Annotated in this window: 14 protein-coding genes and 2 pseudogenes; 13 read left to right on the forward strand and 3 right to left on the reverse strand. The window is 69.8% G+C overall.

From position 1 onward, the window contains the following. Positions 1-5: 5 nt before the first annotated feature. The 13 genes and pseudogenes from DK412_RS19735 to DK412_RS19790 all read left to right on the forward strand — a co-directional run. Positions 6-662 (forward strand): cytochrome c3 family protein, encoded by a 657-nt coding sequence (locus DK412_RS19735; RefSeq protein WP_109973329.1) that lies wholly within the window; start codon positions 6-8, stop codon positions 660-662. After that, on the forward strand, positions 650-3,472 hold the full coding sequence (locus tag DK412_RS19740; protein WP_109973330.1) for a 4Fe-4S dicluster domain-containing protein: 2,823 nt from the start codon (positions 650-652) through the stop codon (positions 3,470-3,472). Before DK412_RS19735 ends, DK412_RS19740 begins: the two co-directional genes overlap by 13 nt. Beyond that, complete coding sequence (gene nrfD, locus DK412_RS19745) at positions 3,469-4,818, forward strand: NrfD/PsrC family molybdoenzyme membrane anchor subunit (protein ID WP_109973331.1); 1,350 nt, start codon at positions 3,469-3,471, stop codon at positions 4,816-4,818. Before DK412_RS19740 ends, nrfD begins: the two co-directional genes overlap by 4 nt. A gap of 28 nt (positions 4,819-4,846) precedes the next feature. Next, on the forward strand, positions 4,847-5,362 hold the full coding sequence (locus DK412_RS31085; RefSeq protein WP_245447110.1) for a DUF3341 domain-containing protein: 516 nt from the start codon (positions 4,847-4,849) through the stop codon (positions 5,360-5,362). A 68-nt stretch (positions 5,363-5,430) separates the two neighbouring features. Next, a complete protein-coding gene (locus DK412_RS31090) occupies positions 5,431-5,919 on the forward strand; it encodes a cytochrome c (protein ID WP_245447772.1) in 489 nt (162 codons plus the stop codon). Next, on the forward strand, positions 5,916-6,875 hold the full coding sequence (locus DK412_RS19755) for a hypothetical protein (protein ID WP_109973333.1): 960 nt from the start codon (positions 5,916-5,918) through the stop codon (positions 6,873-6,875). Before DK412_RS31090 ends, DK412_RS19755 begins: the two co-directional genes overlap by 4 nt. Then, positions 6,868-7,347, forward strand: a complete 480-nt coding sequence (locus DK412_RS19760) for a hypothetical protein (protein WP_109973334.1) — start codon at positions 6,868-6,870, stop codon at positions 7,345-7,347. Before DK412_RS19755 ends, DK412_RS19760 begins: the two co-directional genes overlap by 8 nt. Beyond that, complete coding sequence (gene coxB, locus DK412_RS19765) at positions 7,347-8,414, forward strand: cytochrome c oxidase subunit II (protein WP_109973335.1); 1,068 nt, start codon at positions 7,347-7,349, stop codon at positions 8,412-8,414. The genes DK412_RS19760 and coxB overlap by 1 nt, the downstream gene beginning before the upstream one ends. Before the next feature lie 220 nt (positions 8,415-8,634). Continuing rightward, positions 8,635-10,326: a cytochrome c oxidase subunit I gene (gene ctaD / locus DK412_RS19770; protein WP_109973336.1), complete on the forward strand. Its 1,692-nt coding sequence runs from the start codon at positions 8,635-8,637 to the stop codon at positions 10,324-10,326. Beyond that, positions 10,323-11,027 (forward strand): cytochrome c oxidase subunit 3, encoded by a 705-nt coding sequence (locus DK412_RS19775; protein WP_109973337.1) that lies wholly within the window; start codon positions 10,323-10,325, stop codon positions 11,025-11,027. The genes ctaD and DK412_RS19775 overlap by 4 nt, the downstream gene beginning before the upstream one ends. Continuing rightward, the gene (locus DK412_RS19780; protein WP_109973338.1) at positions 11,024-11,338 is read left to right on the forward strand and encodes a cytochrome C oxidase subunit IV family protein; all 315 of its coding nucleotides are present in this window, start codon (positions 11,024-11,026) and stop codon (positions 11,336-11,338) included. The genes DK412_RS19775 and DK412_RS19780 overlap by 4 nt, the downstream gene beginning before the upstream one ends. A gap of 356 nt (positions 11,339-11,694) precedes the next feature. Continuing rightward, positions 11,695-12,198: pseudogene (locus tag DK412_RS19785) on the forward strand (thiamine pyrophosphate-binding protein); the annotation flags it as partial. Between the two features lie 848 nt (positions 12,199-13,046). Then, a pseudogene (locus tag DK412_RS19790) lies at positions 13,047-13,643 on the forward strand (thiamine pyrophosphate-requiring protein); the annotation flags it as partial. Positions 13,644-14,194: 551 nt separating this feature from the next. Here DK412_RS19790 and DK412_RS19795 read toward each other — a convergent pair. From DK412_RS19795 to DK412_RS19805, 3 genes are read right to left on the reverse strand one after another with little or no spacing between them, the layout of a single operon-like run. Next, positions 14,195-14,647 (reverse strand): secondary thiamine-phosphate synthase enzyme YjbQ, encoded by a 453-nt coding sequence (locus tag DK412_RS19795; protein ID WP_109973339.1) that lies wholly within the window; start codon positions 14,645-14,647, stop codon positions 14,195-14,197. Beyond that, positions 14,644-16,338 carry a cisplatin damage response ATP-dependent DNA ligase gene (locus DK412_RS19800; RefSeq protein WP_109973340.1) on the reverse strand — a complete coding sequence of 565 codons (1,695 nt, stop codon included), beginning with the start codon at positions 16,336-16,338 and terminating at the stop codon, positions 14,644-14,646. Before DK412_RS19800 ends, DK412_RS19795 begins: the two co-directional genes overlap by 4 nt. Next, positions 16,335-17,411, reverse strand: a complete 1,077-nt coding sequence (locus DK412_RS19805) for a ligase-associated DNA damage response exonuclease (protein WP_109973341.1) — start codon at positions 17,409-17,411, stop codon at positions 16,335-16,337. Before DK412_RS19805 ends, DK412_RS19800 begins: the two co-directional genes overlap by 4 nt. Positions 17,412-17,442: the final 31 nt, after the last annotated feature.

Here is a 17,442-nt window from a genome sequence, read left to right on the forward strand (position 1 = left end):
GCGGAATGGCGCAGATCTTTCGTCCGGGCGCCGACACCCTGGCGCGCGTGGTCCTCGCAGGCATCGCCGTCGTTCCGGTCCTCGCGGTCGGGATGGCCACCACCCTGTGGCGCTCGCCCTACGTCACCGCCCAGGACGTGACCCGCGAGCAGCCGGTGCCGTTCAGCCACGAGCACCATGTCGGCGGGCTCGGGATCGACTGCCGCTACTGCCACACCTCGGTCGAGAAGGCCGCCTTCGCGGGCATCCCGCCGACGGAGACCTGCATGAGCTGCCACTCGCAGATCTGGACCAACGCGCCGATGCTGGCTCCCGTCCGCACCAGCCTCGCCGAGGGGCGGCCGCTGGTCTGGCGCCGGGTCCACGCCCTGCCGGACTACGTCTACTTCAATCATTCGGTCCACGTCGCCAAGGGCGTCGGCTGCTCGACCTGCCACGGCGCGGTCCAGACCATGAACCTGATGCGGCAGGTCGCGCCCCTCACCATGGGCTGGTGCCTCGACTGCCACCGCAATCCCGGGCCGAACTTGCGTCCGCGCGAGGCGGTGTTCGACATGACCTGGACGCCGCCCGCTGATCAGGCGGAGCAGAGCGCCCGCCTCGCCGCCTATCACGTGAAGTCGCCGGCGCGGCTCAGCGAGTGCTCGATATGCCACCGCTGACCGGCCTTCACCGCCGCGAGGCCCTGCAGCTGCTGGGCGCCGGCATCGCGCTCGCGGCGGGAGGGTGCTCCCGGCCGGACGAGGAGATCCTTCCCTACGTCCGCCAGCCCGAGCAGCTCCTGCCCGGGGTGCCGGCACGCTACGCCACGGCGCTTCCCCTCTCCGGTTTCGCCCGGGGCGTCCACGCCATCGCGGTCGACGGCCGGCCGATCAAGATCGAGGGCAACCCGCTCCATCCCGGCAGCCGCGGTGCCACCGACGTCTTCCTCGAAGCCGCAATCCTCGATCTCTACGACCCCGACCGCTCCCGCGCGCCGAGCGAGCGGACGAGCGGCATCGCCTCCTGGGAGGCGTTCGGCAAGGCCTATGCCCGGCCGCTCTCCGAGGCGCGGGCGCGACGCGGGGCGGGCTTCCGGCTGCTGACCGGCCGGATCACCTCGCCGACGCTGCTGCGCCAGATCGCGGCCCTGCGGGAGGCGATGCCGGAGGCGGCCTGGCACGTCCACGAACCGCTCGACGAGGCGAACGCCCGGGCCGGCGCCGCCCTGGCCTTCGGGCGCCCGTTGCGCGCCCTGCCCCGGCTCGACCGGGCCGAGATCGTCGTCTGCCTGGAGGCCGATCCCCTCGGGCCGGGGCCGGACCAGATCCGCCTGTCCTCCGCCCTGATGGAGCGCCGCCGCGACCCGGCCCGGTTCGGCCGCCTGCACGTGGCGGAGAGCCTGCCGACGCTCACCGGCATCAAGGCCGACGCGCGCCGCGCCCTGGCGCCGCAGGCGGTCGCCGCCCTCCTCGTCCATCTCGCCAACGGGTTCGGCGCCGGCCTGCCCGAGCCCGGCTTGGGGGATGACGAACGCCGTTTCGCGGAAGACATCCTGGCCGATCTGCGCGGGCATCCCGGCCACGCCGTGGTGCTCGTCGGCGAGGCGCTGGATCCCGCCTTCCATGCCCTCGCCCACTGGCTCAACGCCCGGCTGGCGGCACCGATCGACTGGATCGCGCCGCCGGACGCGCTGCCGGACCATCCGTCAGGCGACCTCGCGGGGCTGTGCGAGGACATCGCGGCGGGCAAGGTCTCCTGCCTCGCCATCCTCGGCACGAACCCGGTCCACACCGCGCCGGCCGGTCTCGGGCTTCCGGAGCTGCTGCGGCGGGTGCCGTTCAGCGTTCAGGCCGGCACGCATGCCGACGAGACAGCGGGAGCGGCCCACTGGCACCTGCCGCTCGCCCACGACCTCGAATCCTGGTCCGACCTGCGGGCGACCGACGGCACGGCCGGCCTGGTCCAGCCCCTGCTGCGCCCGCTCTACGGCGGCCGCTCGGCGCACGAGATCCTGAACCTGCTCACCGGCGCCGAGACGCGACGCGGCTACGACATCGTGCGCGAGACCTGGCAAGGCATCTGGGAGCGGCACCGCCGCCCGGACGACCGCGAGTTCGAGGGCTGGTGGCGGCGCTGCCTGCATGACGGGACGATTCCGGGCAGCGCCGCCGCACCGGTTCCGACCCCCGAGCCTGCCCTGCCGGTCCTGCCGCCGGCGCCCCCGCCGTGCGACCTCACCCTCCTGCTCACCCCCGACCCGGCCCTGTGGGACGGACGCTCGGCCAACAACGCCTGGCTGCAGGAATGCCCGCATCCGGTGACGAAGCAGGTCTGGGGCAACGCGCTCCTCCTCTCGCACCGCGAGGCCGCGCGGCGCGGCGTCGAGGACGGCCAGGGCGTGAGCGTCACCGTTCGCGGCATCTCGGTGGTCGCGCCGGTGGCGGTCGTGTCGGGGGTCGCCGACGGGGTGGCGGGGTTGAGCGTCGGCCATGGCCGGCCCCGGGCCGGGCCGATCGGCAACGACGTCGGGGTCGACGGCTACCGGCTCATGCGGGAGGGCGCGGGGCGGCTGGTCCGCGACGTGAGCCTCACGCCGCTCGACGAACGGCACGCGATCCTGCGCACGCAGAGCTACACCCAGATCGAGGGTGAGACCGAGAAGCTCTTCCCGCGCATCGACCTCGCGGCGCTGGCCGCGTCCACGCCCAAGGGAAACGGGTCGGATCAGCCCACGCTGCTGGCCCCCTGGACGGGCGACGCCGACGGCCATGCCTGGGGCATGGTGATCGACACCATGGCGTGCATCGGCTGCAACGCCTGTGTGATCGCCTGCCAGTCGGAGAACAACGTGCCGGTGGTGGGACCGGACGAGATCGCCCGCGGCCGGATGATGCACTGGCTGCGCGTCGACATCTACGACGCGGGCAAACCGGAGCGGATCGAGGCCGGGTTCCAGCCGGTGCCGTGCATGCATTGCGAGCACGCGCCCTGCGAGCCGGTCTGCCCGGTGGCGGCCTCGGTCCATGACGGCGAGGGGCTGAATCTCCAGGTCTACAACCGCTGCGTCGGCACCCGCTTCTGCGAGGCGAACTGCCCCTACAAGGTCCGCCGCTTCAACTTCTTCGGCTACGCCGACGGGCAGGAATACGCGAATCTCGGCGCCGCGCCGGTGCGGGCGCAGCGCAACCCGAACGTCACGGTGCGGGCCCGCGGCGTGATGGAGAAGTGCACCTACTGCGTCCAGCGCATCGCGGGCGAGCGCCAGGCCGCCGAGCGCGACGGGCGCCCGATGGGCGAGGTCGCCACCGCCTGCCAGTCCGCCTGCCCGACCCGCGCCATCCGGTTCGGCGACCTCGCGGCGAAGGACAGCCCGGTGGCGGCGCAGCGCTCGGATCCGCGCCACTACGCGCTGATGGCGGAGCTGAACACCCGGCCGCGCACCACCTACCTCGCCGACCTGCGCAATCCCGCCCGGGAGGACCGGACGTGAGCGGGCAGCCCCACCCGCTGATCGACGCCGAGCGCCTGGGCTACGGGGCGATCTCGGCGGCGGTCGCCGATCCGGTCCTGCGGACCGGCTTCGGCCGCGCCTGGGTGATCGCGCTTCTCTGCACCCTGCCCCTCGTCGTCCTGACGCTCGGCGCCATCGGGGCGGTGCTCACGGTCGGGATCGGGCTGTCGGGGGTGAACACCACCGTGGTCTGGGGCTTCTCGATCGCCAACTACGTCTGGTGGATCGGCATCGGCAATGCCGGCACGCTGATCTCCTCGATGCTGCTGCTGACGCGCCAGCGCTGGCGCGCCTCGATCAACCGCTTCGCCGAGGCGATGACCCTGTTCGCCGCCGCCATCGCGGGGCTGTTCCCGATCATCCATCTCGGCCGGCCGCTCTATGCCTACTGGCTGGCGCCCTACCCGAACACCATGGATCTGTGGCCGCAATGGCGCTCGGCCCTGGTCTGGGACTTCTGGGCGATCCTGAGCTACCTCCTGTTCTCGGCCCTGTTCTGGTACACCGGCCTGCTGCCGGACCTCGCCACCATGCGCGACCGCGCGCGGACGCGGGCCGGCCGGGTGATCTACGGCGCGCTGGCGCTCGGCTGGCGCAACTCCGCCCGGCACTGGCGCGCCTACGAGACCTACCACCTCACCATGGCGGCGCTGGCCGTGCCGCTGGTCTGCTCGGTCCACTCGATCGTCGGGCTCGACTTCGCCGCGAGCCTGATGCCCGGCTGGCAGGAAAGCATCTTTCCGCCCTACTTCGTCGTCGGCGCGATGTTCTCGGGCTTCGCCATGGTGGTGGTGCTGGCGATCCTGATCCGCTGGGGCCTGAACCTCCAGGCGATGATCACGCCGGCGCATTTCGACGCCATGGCGAAGGTGATGCTGTTCGCCTCGATCGTCATGGCGTTCTCCTACGCCACCGAGTGGTTCACCGCCTGGTATGGCGGCGAGCACGCCGACCGCACGGTCGTCGGGTATTTCTTCACCGGCGATTACGCGCCGCTCTACGGCCTGCTGCTGTTCTGCAACTGTCTGGCGCCTCAGGCGCTGTGGTGGCGCCGGGTGCGGCGGAACCTGTGGTGGCTCGCCGGAATCTCGGTGCTGATCAATGTCGGCATGTGGCTCGAGCGGATCCTGATCGTCTGGAACACGCTCTCGCACGGCCACGCCGTCACGCTCTGGCGGACCTACCACACCAGCCTCTACGATCTGGCGATCCTGGTGGGACCGCTCGGGCTGTTCGCCTTCCTGTTCCTGGTGCTGGCGCGCCTTCTGCCGATCGTCTCGATGCACGAGGTCCGACAGCTGGCGCGGGACGAGGGGGCGGCGTGATGGAGCACGGATGCCGGGAGGCGCACCCGTGACCACGCCGCTCCTCGCCGCGTTCGACACCCCCGACGCCCTCGTCACCGCGTTGCGCCGCGCCCGGGCGGACGGCCACCGCGCCGTCGACGCCTTCACGCCCTTCCCCCTCGAAGAGCTCGCCGAGGCCTTCGATCCCGCCCCGCGCTGGATCCGGCCCGCCATGGCGCTCGCCGGGTTCGGCGCGGCGGCCGCGATGTACGCCCTGCAATGGTGGAGCGCCGTCCACGACTACCCGCTCAATTCCGGCGGCCGGCCGCTGCACAGCTGGCAGGTCTTCGTGCTGGTGCCGTTCGAGGTCGGGGTGCTGGCCGCCGCCATCGCGGGCTTTACGATCTTCCTTGTCACCTGCGGGCTGCCGCGGCTGCACCACCCGCTCTTCGTGATGCCGCAATTCGAGCGGGCGAGCCAGGACCGCTTCCTGCTCCTCGTGGCGCCGAAGGGCGACCCGGAACCCCTGCGCCGGCTCCTCGAGGAGGCCGGGGCCGGACTGGTGGCGGAGACGCATCCGTGACCGGCCGGCTCCTGTGCTCCGTCCTCCTCCCGTCGCTCCTGCTGCTCGGCGCCTGCGACGACCTCTCGATGGCGCGGCAGAAGCGCTACGGCGTCTACCGCCGCGCCGAGCTCTGGGCCGACGGGGCCGAGGCCCGCAACCCTCCGGACGGGACGGTGCAGCAGGGCGCGCTCGCCGACGAGGCGGCGCTCGCCGATCCGCCGCCGGTGGACGCCGCGCTGCTGCGGCGCGGGCGCGAGCGCTACGAGGCGATCTGCACCCCCTGCCACGGGCTGACCGGCCACGGCGACGGCATGATCGTCGCCCGCGGCTTTCCCAGGCCTCCCTCCTACCACGAGGACCGGCTGCGGGCGGCGCCCGCCCGCTACCTCGTCGACGTCATCACCAACGGCTACGGCGTCATGTATCGTTACGCCAACCGCGTCGAGCCGCGGGACCGCTGGGCGATCGCCGCCTATATCCGCGCCCTCCAGCTCTCCCAGGGCGCCCGCATCGCCGAGGTGCCGGGGCTGGCGGAGAAAATTCCGGCAGAGGTAAACCCGGAGGGGCGTCCGTGACCGAGGCCCTCGCCCGCGGCTGGCTCCTCGCCTGGATCGCCTTCGGCGCCGCCCCCGCGGGCGCCCTCGTGCTGCTGCTCGTCCACCGCATCACCGGCGGGCGCTGGGGCGAGGCGCTGGCGCCGGTCCTGCGGCCGGTTGCGGCGCTCCTGCCGCTCGTCGCCCTCGGCTTTCTCGGCGTCGCGCTGGCGCTGCCGGCGCTCTATCCCTGGGCGGCGGATCCGGGCGCGGTGGAGCCGGACGTCGCCGCCCTTTACCTCAACCCGCTCCTGTTCGTGGCCCGCGGCGCGGTCGCGCTCCTCGGCTGGTCGGTGCTGGCCGGGCTGGTGCTGGCCGGGCGCCGCACCCGGCTCGTCGCCGGCCTCGGCCTCGCCTTCTACGGCCTGACCATCAGCCTCGTTCCGGTGGACTGGATCCTGTCGCTGGAGCCCCGCTTCACCTCCTCGGCCTTCGGCGCCGGGTTCGCCCTGCACCAGATCCTGGCCGCCTTGAGCCTCGCCGCCGTGGCGAGCCCGCGCGGGCTCGACGAGAGAACCGCGCCCGACCTCGCCAACCTGCTGCTCGCGACCCTGCTCGGCGTGCTTTACATCGGCCTGATGTCCTACGTGGTGGCCTGGTACGGCGACCTGCCGCCCAAGGCCGCCTATTACCTGCGGCGTGCGGCCGAGCCCTACCCGGCGCTGATGGCGGCCTCGGTCGCGGCCGGCGGCCTCCTCCCGTTCCTGCTCCTGCTCCTCGGGGCGGTGCGGCGCAGCCCCGGGGCCCTGCGGCTCGTCGGACTTCTCGTCCTTGTCGGGCTCGCCTCGCGCGCCTGCTGGCTCGTGCTGCCGGCCTGGGGACCGGGAGCGGGCGGGGCGGCACTCGCCGCCGGGCTGTGGCTCGCCGGGCTCGTCGTCGTCGCGCGCCTGGCCTTGCGCCTCGCCGGCCGGCTCGGAGGGAGGCTCCGGCATGCCTGACACCGCCGAACCGGTGCGCGACGACGCGGTCGGCCATGCCGAGGGGCCGCCGGAGGCGCCCGACATCCGCCTGAAACCGGTGCTGCTCGCCGGCCTGTTCATCGTGGTCTTCGTCGCCGTGACCCTCGCAGGCATGCGTCTCTACCGCGACATGGTAATCACCAGCCCCAACACCGAGGAGCCCCGCACCTTCGCCGGCCCGGCCCTGCAGCGCGACCCGCAAGGAGACCTCGCCCGCCTGCTCGCCGACCAGCGCCGGCGCCTCGACACCTATGGGTGGGTCGACCAAACCCGCGGCATCGCCCGCATGCCGGTGACGGAGGCGATGCGGCGCCTCGGCGAGCGCGGATCGGACGCCTACGCCGCCCCGCTGCAGCCGGAGCGCGTCCCGCCTCTGGGCAGCCGCGGCGGCGCCGCGAGCCCGCTGCCGCCGCCCGGCACCGTCGCGGACTCGCCGAAAGAGGTGCGCTGATGGCCGGCCTCCTCATGCCCGAAACCGCCTCCCTCCAGGCGGTACTGACCGACCGGATCTTCATCGGGCTCACGATCGCCTCGGCGGTGATCCTCGCCCTGGTGATCGGCCTCATCCTGGTCTTCTCGATCCGCTTCCGCCGCGGCTCGAAGGCGAACCGCCATCCGTTGCCCGAGATCGTCTCGCGCGAGTTCGAGATCGGCTGGACCGCCGCGACGATCTTCCTGTTCGTGTTCGTCTTCTGGTGGGCGGCCTCGGCGGAGATCGGCGCCTACTCGGTGCCGCCGGACGCCATCGAGATCCACGTCGTCGCCAAGCAGTGGATGTGGAAGACGCAGGCCTCGAACGGCGCCCGCGAGATCAACGAGCTGCACGTGCCGGTGAACAAACCGGTCAAGCTGATCATGACCTCGCAGGACGTGATCCACTCGTTCTTCGTCCCGGCCTTCCGGTTGAAGCGCGACGTGCTGCCCGACCAGCAGACAGAGGCCTGGTTCCAGGCCACCAAGACCGGCACCTTCCACCTGCTCTGCACCGAGTATTGCGGCACCGACCACGCCCGGATGCTCGGCCGCGTCATCGTGATGGAGCCGGAAGCCTATGCAAGCTGGCTGTCGGCGCAGCCCGAGGGCGACGACCTCGCCCACCAGGGCGAGCGATTGTTCTCCGAGCGCGGCTGCGCCGGCTGCCACGCCCCTGGCTCGGCCGTGCACGCCCCGAGCCTCGCCGGAATCTGGGAGCGCCCGGTGCCCCTCGAAGGCGGCCGCTTCGCCACCGCCGACGCCGCCTACATCCGCGATTCGATCCTCCAGCCCGGGCGCGACGTGGTGGCGGGCTACGCCCCCGTGATGCCGAGCTATGCCGGCCTCCTCGACGACGGCGAGATCCAGGCGATCACCGCCTACATCCGCGCGCTCGGCTCCGAGCCTGGGGTGGTGCGCAGCCTCGGCACGCCCGAGATGCGCTCCAACGTACCCGGCGGGGTGCGGGAGCGCAGCCCGGCGATGGTGCCGGGCGCGCCGGTGCTCGACGAGCCCGCTCCGGCGGGACCGGGGGTGCGGCCGTGAGTGCCGCGAGGGTCCGCTCCCTCCCCCCTCTGCGGGGGAGGGTGCCCCACGGCGGGTGCGTAGCACCTGTGCTGGAGCGGGAGAGGGGCAGCGCGACGCCGATCCGGATGGCGCCCTTCGTGGCGGCCGCGCCCCCTCCGGAAGCGTCGTCCCCTCTCCCGCCTGGCTCCGCCGGGCACCCTCCGCCGCGCCCGGGGGAGGGACAAGAAAGAGGCTCCCGATGAGCACCACCGCCAGCCCCACCGGCCTCGCCGACCCGGACGAACTCGACCTGCGCCTCCCGGTGAGCTACCTCGCCGACGGGCACAGCGTCCGCTCCTGGCTCCTCACCACCGACCACAAGCGGATCGCGATCCTCTACGCGATCACCATCACGGTGTTCTTCTTCATCGGCGGCGCCGCGGCCACGCTGGTGCGGCTCGAACTCGCGACGCCCGAGGCCGACGTGCTGCGGGCCGACACCTACAACAAGCTGTTCACGCTCCACGGCGTGGTGATGGTGTGGTTCTTCCTGATCCCCAGCATTCCCAACACGCTCGGCAACTTCCTGGTGCCGCTGATGATCGGGGCCCGGGACGTCGCCTTCCCGAAATTGAACCTGATCAGCTGGTACCTCAACGTCGGCGGGGGATCGCTCGCCGTCGCGGCGCTCCTCCTCGGCGGCGTCGATACCGGCTGGACCTTCTACGTGCCCTATTCCACGGTGTTCTCCAACACCTGGGTCTCGCTCACCGTGCTCGGCGTGTTCACCACCGGCTTCTCGTCGATCGCGACGGGTGTGAACTTCATCGCGACGATCCACCTCCTGCGGGCGCCCGGCATGACCTGGTTCCGCCTGCCGCTCTTCGTCTGGGCGATGTACACGACGAGCCTGATGTTCGTGCTGGCCACGCCCGTGCTCGCCGTGACCCTGCTCTTGGTCGTCGCCGAGCGCACCTTCGGGCTGCCGATCTTCGATCCCGCCCGCGGCGGCGACCCGATCCTGTTCCAGCACCTGTTCTGGTTCTACTCGCACCCGGCGGTCTACATCATGGTGCTGCCGGCGATGGGCGTGGTCTCGGAGCTGATCACCTGCTTCGCGCGACGAAAGGTCTTCGGCTACACCTTCATGGTCTACGCCCTGGTGGCGATCGCGGTGATCGGCTTCTTCACCTGGGGCCACCACATGTTCACCTCCGGCATGTCGCCCTACGCCGCCCTGGTGTTCTCGTTCCTGTCCTTCGTCGTGGCGGTGCCGTCGGCGATCAAGGTGTTCAACTGGACCGGCACGCTCTATCGCGGCCAGGTCGGGTTCGAATCGCCGATGCTCTACGCGCTCGGCTTCGTCGGATTGTTCACGCTCGGCGGCCTCACCGGCCTGTTCCTCGCCTCGATCCCGGTCGACGTCCACGTCCAGGACACCTACTTCGTCGTCGCGCATTTCCACTACATCATGGTCGGCGCCTCGGTCTCGGCCTATTTCGGCGGCCTGCACTTCTGGTGGCCGAAGATCACCGGACGGACCTATCCCGAGACCTGGGCGCGCTTCGCCGCGATCCTGATGTTCTTCGGCTTCAACCTGACGTTCTTCCCGCAATTCATCGCCGGCTACCTCGGGATGCCGCGGCGCTACCACGTCTATCCGCCGGAGTTCCAGATCTGGAACGTGCTCTCGTCGGCCGGCGCCGCAGTGCTGGCGGTGGCCTACCTGATGCCGCTCGGCTACCTCACCTGGTCGCTGCTGTTCGGCGATCGGGCGACGAACAACCCGTGGGACGCGAGCGGGCTCGAATGGCGCACCACCTCGCCGCCGCCGCGGCAGAACTTCTTCGGCTCGCCCCGGGTCCAGGGCGGGCCGTACAACTACCATCCGGAAGGGGTCGCCCCGGTCCACGACCAGCCGCGGCTTCCCTCGCGAGGGTCGCTGACATGAGCCGCGCCGACGTCGAGGCCTGCCTGCGCGAGGGACACCCCGACATCGAGGCTCGCTTGCGCGAACCCTGGAGCGACCTCGAGACCGACCATGCGACCGCCTTCGCGCGCCAGCGCGACGGCGCCACCTTCGGGATCTGGGTCTTCCTGGCGAGCGAGGTGCTGTTCTTCGGCGCCCTGTTCCTGACCTACACTGCCGCGCGCCTGGCGAACCAGGAGGCCTTCGCGGCCGCCGGGCGCGAAACCAACATCGTCTTCGGCACCCTCAACACCGCGATCCTGCTCACCAGCAGTCTGACCATGGCGGTCGCCTCGCAAGCCGCCGAGAAGGGGCTATTCCGCCGCTTGACGCTCTGGTGCCTCGCGGCCACCGCAATCTTCGGCCTCGCATTCCTGGTGGTCAAAGGCTTCGAGTATCGCGAGGATATCGAGAAGCACCTGGTGCCGGGTGCGCATTTCGCCCTGAGCCAGGCGCCGGCCCAGATCTTCTTCGGCTTCTACTGGCTCGTCACGGTGGTGCACGCGATCCACCTCAGCATCGGCATCGCCCTGGTGACGCGCCTTGCGGTCATGGGCTGGCGCGACGTCGATTTCCTCGAGGAGAATCCGCAGGTCGAGGTCACGGCGCTGTACTGGCACCTCGTGGATGTGGTGTGGGTTTTCCTCTACCCGATGCTCTACCTGCCGGGACGGTCCGGATGAGCGCAGAGGCCGAATCCAAGAGCACCGAGACCCCCGGCGCCCTGTGGCGCCGCAACTTGTGGGTCTGGGCCGGCCTGATGCTCCTTCTCGCCCTGAGCACCTGGGCCGCCTACTGGCCGTACGGACGCATCGACACCGCCTTGGGGTTCGGGATCGCCGGGGTCAAGACCGCGCTCGTCGCCCTGGTGTTCATGCGGCTCAAGCACGCCAGCGGCCTCGTCCGCGTCGTTGCCGCCTGCGGCCTGTTCTGGGCCGCGATCCTGTTCACCTTGACGCTCGCCGACGTGCTGAGCCGGATGGCGAACCGGTGAGAGACGCGGATGGCACCGTCTCCGCGGGGTCGAATCCGCAGGTGCATCCTCGCGCCCTGTCCCTGCTTGATCGGCGCCGAGGTCCCCGGCGCCCCGCAGCTCGCCGCCGGACTGGCCTCGGCGTGCCACGCGGGCACGAGGCTGATCCCCGCGTACCGCCCATGCAGGCCGGAAATACGCGACACGAGCCGGAGGCATCCTGGCCAGGAACATCCCTGGAGTATGCCGGTTAGCCCAGCGACCGAGGCAATGCCCAAAGGACACCGTCCCAGGAGGCACGCTGAAGAGCCGGTCGCCGCAATCACCGCAGGGCCCGGATCGGGCTCGCGATGCCGCACGGCTCCCAAGGAGCAGCCATGGCCGACACCGTCGCCGATTTCTTCTGGAAGCGTCTCGCCGAGTGGGGGGTGAAGACGATCTTCGGCTACCCGGGCGACGGCATCAACGGCCTGCTCGGCGCGCTCCAGCGCAACGACCTGCCATTCGAGTTCATCCAGGTGCGCCACGAGGAGATGGCCGCCTTCATGGCGACCGCCTACGCCAAGTTCACCGGCGAGGTCGGCGTCTGCCTCGCCACCTCGGGACCGGGCGCGACGCACCTTCTGACCGGCATGTACGACGCCTATTCCGACCACGTGCCCCTGCTCGCCATCGCCGGCCAGCAGGCGCGCAACGTCAACGGTGCCCACTACCAGCAGGAGCTCGACCTCACGAGCATTTACAAGGACGTCGCGGCCTACGTGCAGCAGGCGGCCTCCCCGGCCTCGGTGCGCCACATCGTCGACCGGGCGATGCGCGTCGCCAAGGCCGAGCGCAAGGTCGCGGCGATCATCCTGCCGAACGACCTCCAGGACGTTCCACGGGATCCCAAGTTCTCAGATCTGTCCATGTAGCTTCTTGATTATCAATATAAGCTTTTTGAGCCTTAAATCGCACTGTTTGATTGTTGTCATTGTTAGTCCGGGTTGAGTCAAAAGAATGTGTCACAGTAATAAAATAGCCATTCCCTATCGGGCCAAGCGTTGCGAATAGCCATATCCGCCTGGTTTAAAATCTTTTAAGGGCTGACCAGTCGATTGACTTATTGCGATTGTTTCGCCGTCTGCTTCATAGCCGTTGGAATAAACTTCCATTTTTACTGCACGAGCAGTCATCGGGGTTATTAGGATCTCCAAGTTGCCGGAAGGTGATGTGTTAGAATCGGGGGTGGTATCTAAAATGTGCTTATCATCACGATATATCCCGATCCAAGTTGCTGATCAAAAACCCTTCCTCTGAAGCTAGTGATCAACTCTTCAGCAGAAAGCCTCCTGCCCACATGCAGTTCGACTGCTTTGCCATTTTGGATTAGCTCTGCGGAAGACATGTGATGATCAAGATACAAACTAAGATTTGATGGGCTTCTGAAGAACAGCGCGTTATGCGGCAAGGAAAACGATCTCCCAGGACTGTATGGGGATCATCGAATAGACTTGGCTTGTTTTTCAGTGCCGGATGTAGCGGCTGTCTTGGCCAATCTTCGGCAAGCGATGATTCATTAGAAAAATAGAGCATAATAGATAATATTATAAATAGCACTTTACATATCTTAGCCAAATCTACATGGCTCATTACATTAAACCCTAATGCTCAGGGCATGCGTCCAAGCTCTGCGGCGCAGTTTCTATCATTTTTCTGTGAGACACAACTCGAAAATCAGCCTTCCACCTACGAGGCCCCCGTGCGCAAGCACGGCAACACCTTCTCCGGCGTCGGCTGGACCGCCCCGAGGGTCGTCCCCTTCGAGGTCGACCTGAGGCGCGCCGCCGACGTGCTCAATGCCGGCGAGAAGGTCGCGATCCTGGTCGGCGCCGGCGCGCTCCACGCCACCGACGAGGTGATCGCCGTGGCGAACCGCCTCCAGGCCGGCGTCGCCAAGGCGCTGCTCGGCAAGGCGGCGCTCCCCGACGACCTGCCCTTCGTCACCGGCACGATCGGGCTGCTCGGCTCCAAGCCCTCCTCCGACATGATGGCGGAGTGCGACACGCTCCTGATGATCGGCTCCGGTTTCCCCTGGGCCGAGTTCCTGCCGCAGGAAGGCCAGGCCCGCGGCGTGCAGATCGACCTCGCGCCCGAGATGCTGTCCCTGCGCTACCCGATGGAGGTGCCGCTCCAGGGCGACTCCGCCGAGACCCTGCGCGCGCTGCTGCCGCTCCTGGAGCAGAAGGAGGACGGCGCCTGGCGCAAGGGCATCGAGAAGGGCGTCGCCTCCTGGTGGAAGGAGGCCGAGGACCGCGCGATGGCCAAGGCCAACCCGGTCAACCCCTTGTACTGGGGCGATCCGGAGCCGCTCCCGGAGGTTCCCGCGGGCGGTCTCGACGGGAAGGCCGCGGAGGTGACCGCGATCGAGGAAGCGTTCGAAGAAGCGGGCGTGCAGCTGGTCGAGCTCGAACTCGTCGTGCGTGCCTATGCGATGCCGAGCGTGTCGTCCGAGCGGATCTGGCTCTACCTGGCACCGTATACGTCTGCGGCGCGGACCGGAGCCGGAGGAGGCCTCGCGCATGAAGGCGAACGGATGGAGGTCGAGGAGGTGAGCTTTCGCGATCTGGCCAGGCTCATGAGCGAGGGCCGTCTGCGGGACATGAAGACCCTGGTTCTCGCTCAGGCCCTGCACTTGCGTCGGCCCGACTTGTTCGCCGCAGGGCCAGTCGACTCGTCGCCCGAGACGATCTGACGAGACGATCTGAGCCCGTCGATCCATAGGCAGGTCAGAACAAGCCTTGGTCATGCGAAATCCGGACGGATCGCGCATCGCACCGCACTGCATTCACACCCAGCGAACTGCGGGAACCAGCATGGAGGAACGATCGTCTGCCCTCACCCGCCGACGAGGCTCAAGACGATCTCCCGCCGATGCGGCCGGTCGCGGTGCTCGATCAGGTAGATCCCCTGCCAGGTGCCCAGCGCCAGCGCGCCGTCGACCAGCGGGATCGTCAGCGCCGCGTCGGTCAACAGCGTGCGGATATGCGCCGGCATGTCGTCCGGCCCCTCGATGCCGTGGACGTAAGGAGCGTCCCGCGGCGCCAGCCGGTCGAGGGCGGTCATCAGGTCGGTGCGCACGTCCGGGTCGGCATTCTCCTGGATCGTCAGCGAGGCTGAGGTGTGGCGGCAGAACACCGTGAGGAGGCCGTGGCGCATTCCCGCCTCGCGCACGAAGCCCGCGACCTCGGCCGTGATCTCGCTGAAGCCCGGGCCCTTCGTATCGACCGCGAGGCGCCCGGTGACCTGGCGGGTGAGCGGTCCTTGCGCGATCATCTCGACGCGTCTCATTCGGCGATCTCCCGTCCGGGGTGAGTCTCTTTCTCGCCGCGGGCGAGGATGCGCTCCAGCGCCTCGATCCGGTCGGCCTCGGCCGGCGGCTTGTCCCAGCGGATGCGGCTGACGCGGGGAAAGCGCATCGCCACGCCCGACTTGTGCCGGGTCGAGCGCTGCACGCCCTCGAAGGCGATCTCGAGGACCAGACCCTTGCCGACGCCGTACTCGACCTCCCGCACCGGGCCGAAGCGCTTGGTGGTGTGGTTGCGGACGTAGCGGTCGAGCTTGGCCAGCTCCTCGTCGGTGAAGCCGTGATAGGCCTTGCCCACCGGCACCAGCTCCTCCGCCCCGTCCGGCGCCTCGCGCCAGACCCCGAACGTGTAGTCGGAGTAGAACGACGAGCGCTTCCCGTGGCCGCGCTGGGCGTACATCATCACCGCGTCGACGAGGTAGGGCTCGCGCTTCCACTTCCACCACGGGCCCTTGGGCCGGCCGGGCTGGTAGGGGCTGGTGAGCCGCTTCAGCATCACGCCCTCGATCGCGTCCGCGTCCGGCCCGGCGCCGACGGAGGCCGGGTCGGCCCGCGCCGCCGCCAGAGCCGGCCAGTCGGCGAAGGGAACGAGGGGCGAGAGGTCGATGCGGGCGTGGTCGAGCCCGGCGACGAAGCGCTCCAGCCGGGCCCGGCGCTCGGCGAACCCGAGCGGCCGCAGGTCCTCCCCGTCCTCGGCGAGGAGGTCGTAGGCGCGGACATGGGCCGGGAAGTCCTGGAGGAGTTTCGGCGTCACCGCCTTCCGGTTGAGGCGCTGCTGCAGCACGTTGAAGCTCTGCACCCGCTCCTCGCGGAGGATCAGCAGCTCGCCGTCCAGCGCACCCGAGAAGGTGATCGCCTCGGCGAGGTCCGGGAAGGCGCCGGAGATGTCCTCGCCGGTGCGCGAGTAGATTTTTTGGACCTGCCTTCCGTCACGGTCGCGCCCGCCGGCGAGCTGGACCCGGATGCCGTCCCACTTCCACTCGGCCGAGAACGCGTCGGGATCGAGTTTTTCCAGATCCGCCTCCTCCTCGATGGGATGCGAGAGCATGGCGGGGCGGAACGGCGCCGGGTTGACCGATTCCGGCGGGCCGGACCGGCCCTCGACCCAGGCGAACAGCTCGGGGTACGGCGCCGCGAGCCCGTGCCAGACCTCCTCCACCGCGTCGGCCTCGTGCCCGCCGAGGCTCGCCACCGCGGTCTTGGCGAGGCGCGCCGACACCCCGACCCGCAGCTCGCCGGTGATGAGCTTGAGGAGCGCCCAGCGCCCGGTCTCGTCGAGGGCGTCGAGCCAGCCGGCGAGGCGCGCCGGCAGCTCGCCCTTGCCGATCGTGCCCAACGCCTCGACCACCTCGGACAGGGTCGGCACCGGCGGGTTGTTGTGGCCGGGGCCCGGCTCGTCGCCGCGGCCGGGCCAGATGAGGGCGGTGGCCTCGGCGAGGTCGCCGACGTAGTTGTGCGACATCCGGAACAGCACCGGATCGACCCGCTCCTCGACGAGGCCGCGGATCAGGCCGGGCTTGGCCTCGCGGAAGCTTAAAGAGCCGGTCATGGCGGCCAGCGCGTAGCCGCGGTCGGGATCCGGGGTATGGCGAAAGAAGTCCTGGAGCAGGCGCAGCTTGGCGTTGCGGCGCGGCTCGTAGGCGAGGCGGTCGAGGAGGTGGGCGAAGTCGTTCACGCGGCGCTCTCCGCAGCCTTGCCGTCGGCGGCCTCGCTGCCTGATCCCGGGGGCTCCGGCTCGGCCTCGCCCTCGTCGCCGTAGCCCAGCATGTGCAGGGGCTTGGCGCGGATCCCTTGCGTCCCGCACCAATGCACCAGGGCGTCCTCCTGGCCGTGGGTGACCCAGACCTCGCTGGCGCCGGTCTCCTGGATGGTGCGGCAGAGGTCGTCCCAGTCCGAGTGGTCGGAGATGACGAGGGGCAGCTCGACGCCCTTCTGGCGTGCGCGGGCCCGCACCCGCATCCAGCCCGAGGCGAAGCCGGTGACCGGATCGGGAAACTTGCGCGACCACAGGTCCTGGATCGCGGAAGGAGGGCAGATCACGATCCTGCCCCCGAGCTTCGGTCGCTCCGCCGCCACGACCTTGATGGTCTCGCCGAGGGGAATGCCCTCGCGGCGGTAGAGATCGGTCAGCTTCTCCATCGCGCCGTGCAGGTAGATCGGCTCGGAAAAGCCCTCCTCGCGCAGGAGCGCCATCACCCGTTGCGCCTTGCCGAGCGCGTAGGCGCCGACGATGTGGGTGCGCTCGGGGAAGAGCCGGACCGAGTCGAGCAGCTTGCGCACCTCGTCCCGGGCGACCGGATGGCGGAAGACCGGCAGGCCGAAGGTCGCCTCGGTGATGAACACGTCGCAGGGCACGACCTCGAAGGGAAGGCAGGTCGGGTCGCGCGCCCGCTTGTAGTCGCCCGAATTGACGATCCGGCAGCCGCCCCGCTCGATCGCGATCTGGGCCGAGCCGAGGACATGGCCAGCGGGGTGGAAGCGCACCGTGACGTCGTTGAGCCGGATCGCCTCGCCGAGCCGCGCCTCCTGGCGGGTCCCGCAAAAGTCCTCGCCGTAGCGCACCGCCATGATGCGCAGGGTCTCGGGCGTCGCCAGCACCGCGCCATGGCCCGCCCGGGCGTGGTCGGCATGGCCGTGGGTGATAAGCGCGCGCGGTACCGGGCGGACCGGATCGACGTGAAAGTCCCCCGGCGGGCAGTAGAGGCCTTCGCGGGTCAGGGTGAGCAGGTCGGTGGGGCGCGGCGCCATTGCGTCTCGTCGGCGGACGAAGCCTCTCGAC

Origin of the sequence: Methylobacterium sp. 17Sr1-1, assembly GCF_003173775.1 — a bacterium.
Taxonomy (GTDB): domain Bacteria; phylum Pseudomonadota; class Alphaproteobacteria; order Rhizobiales; family Beijerinckiaceae; genus Methylobacterium.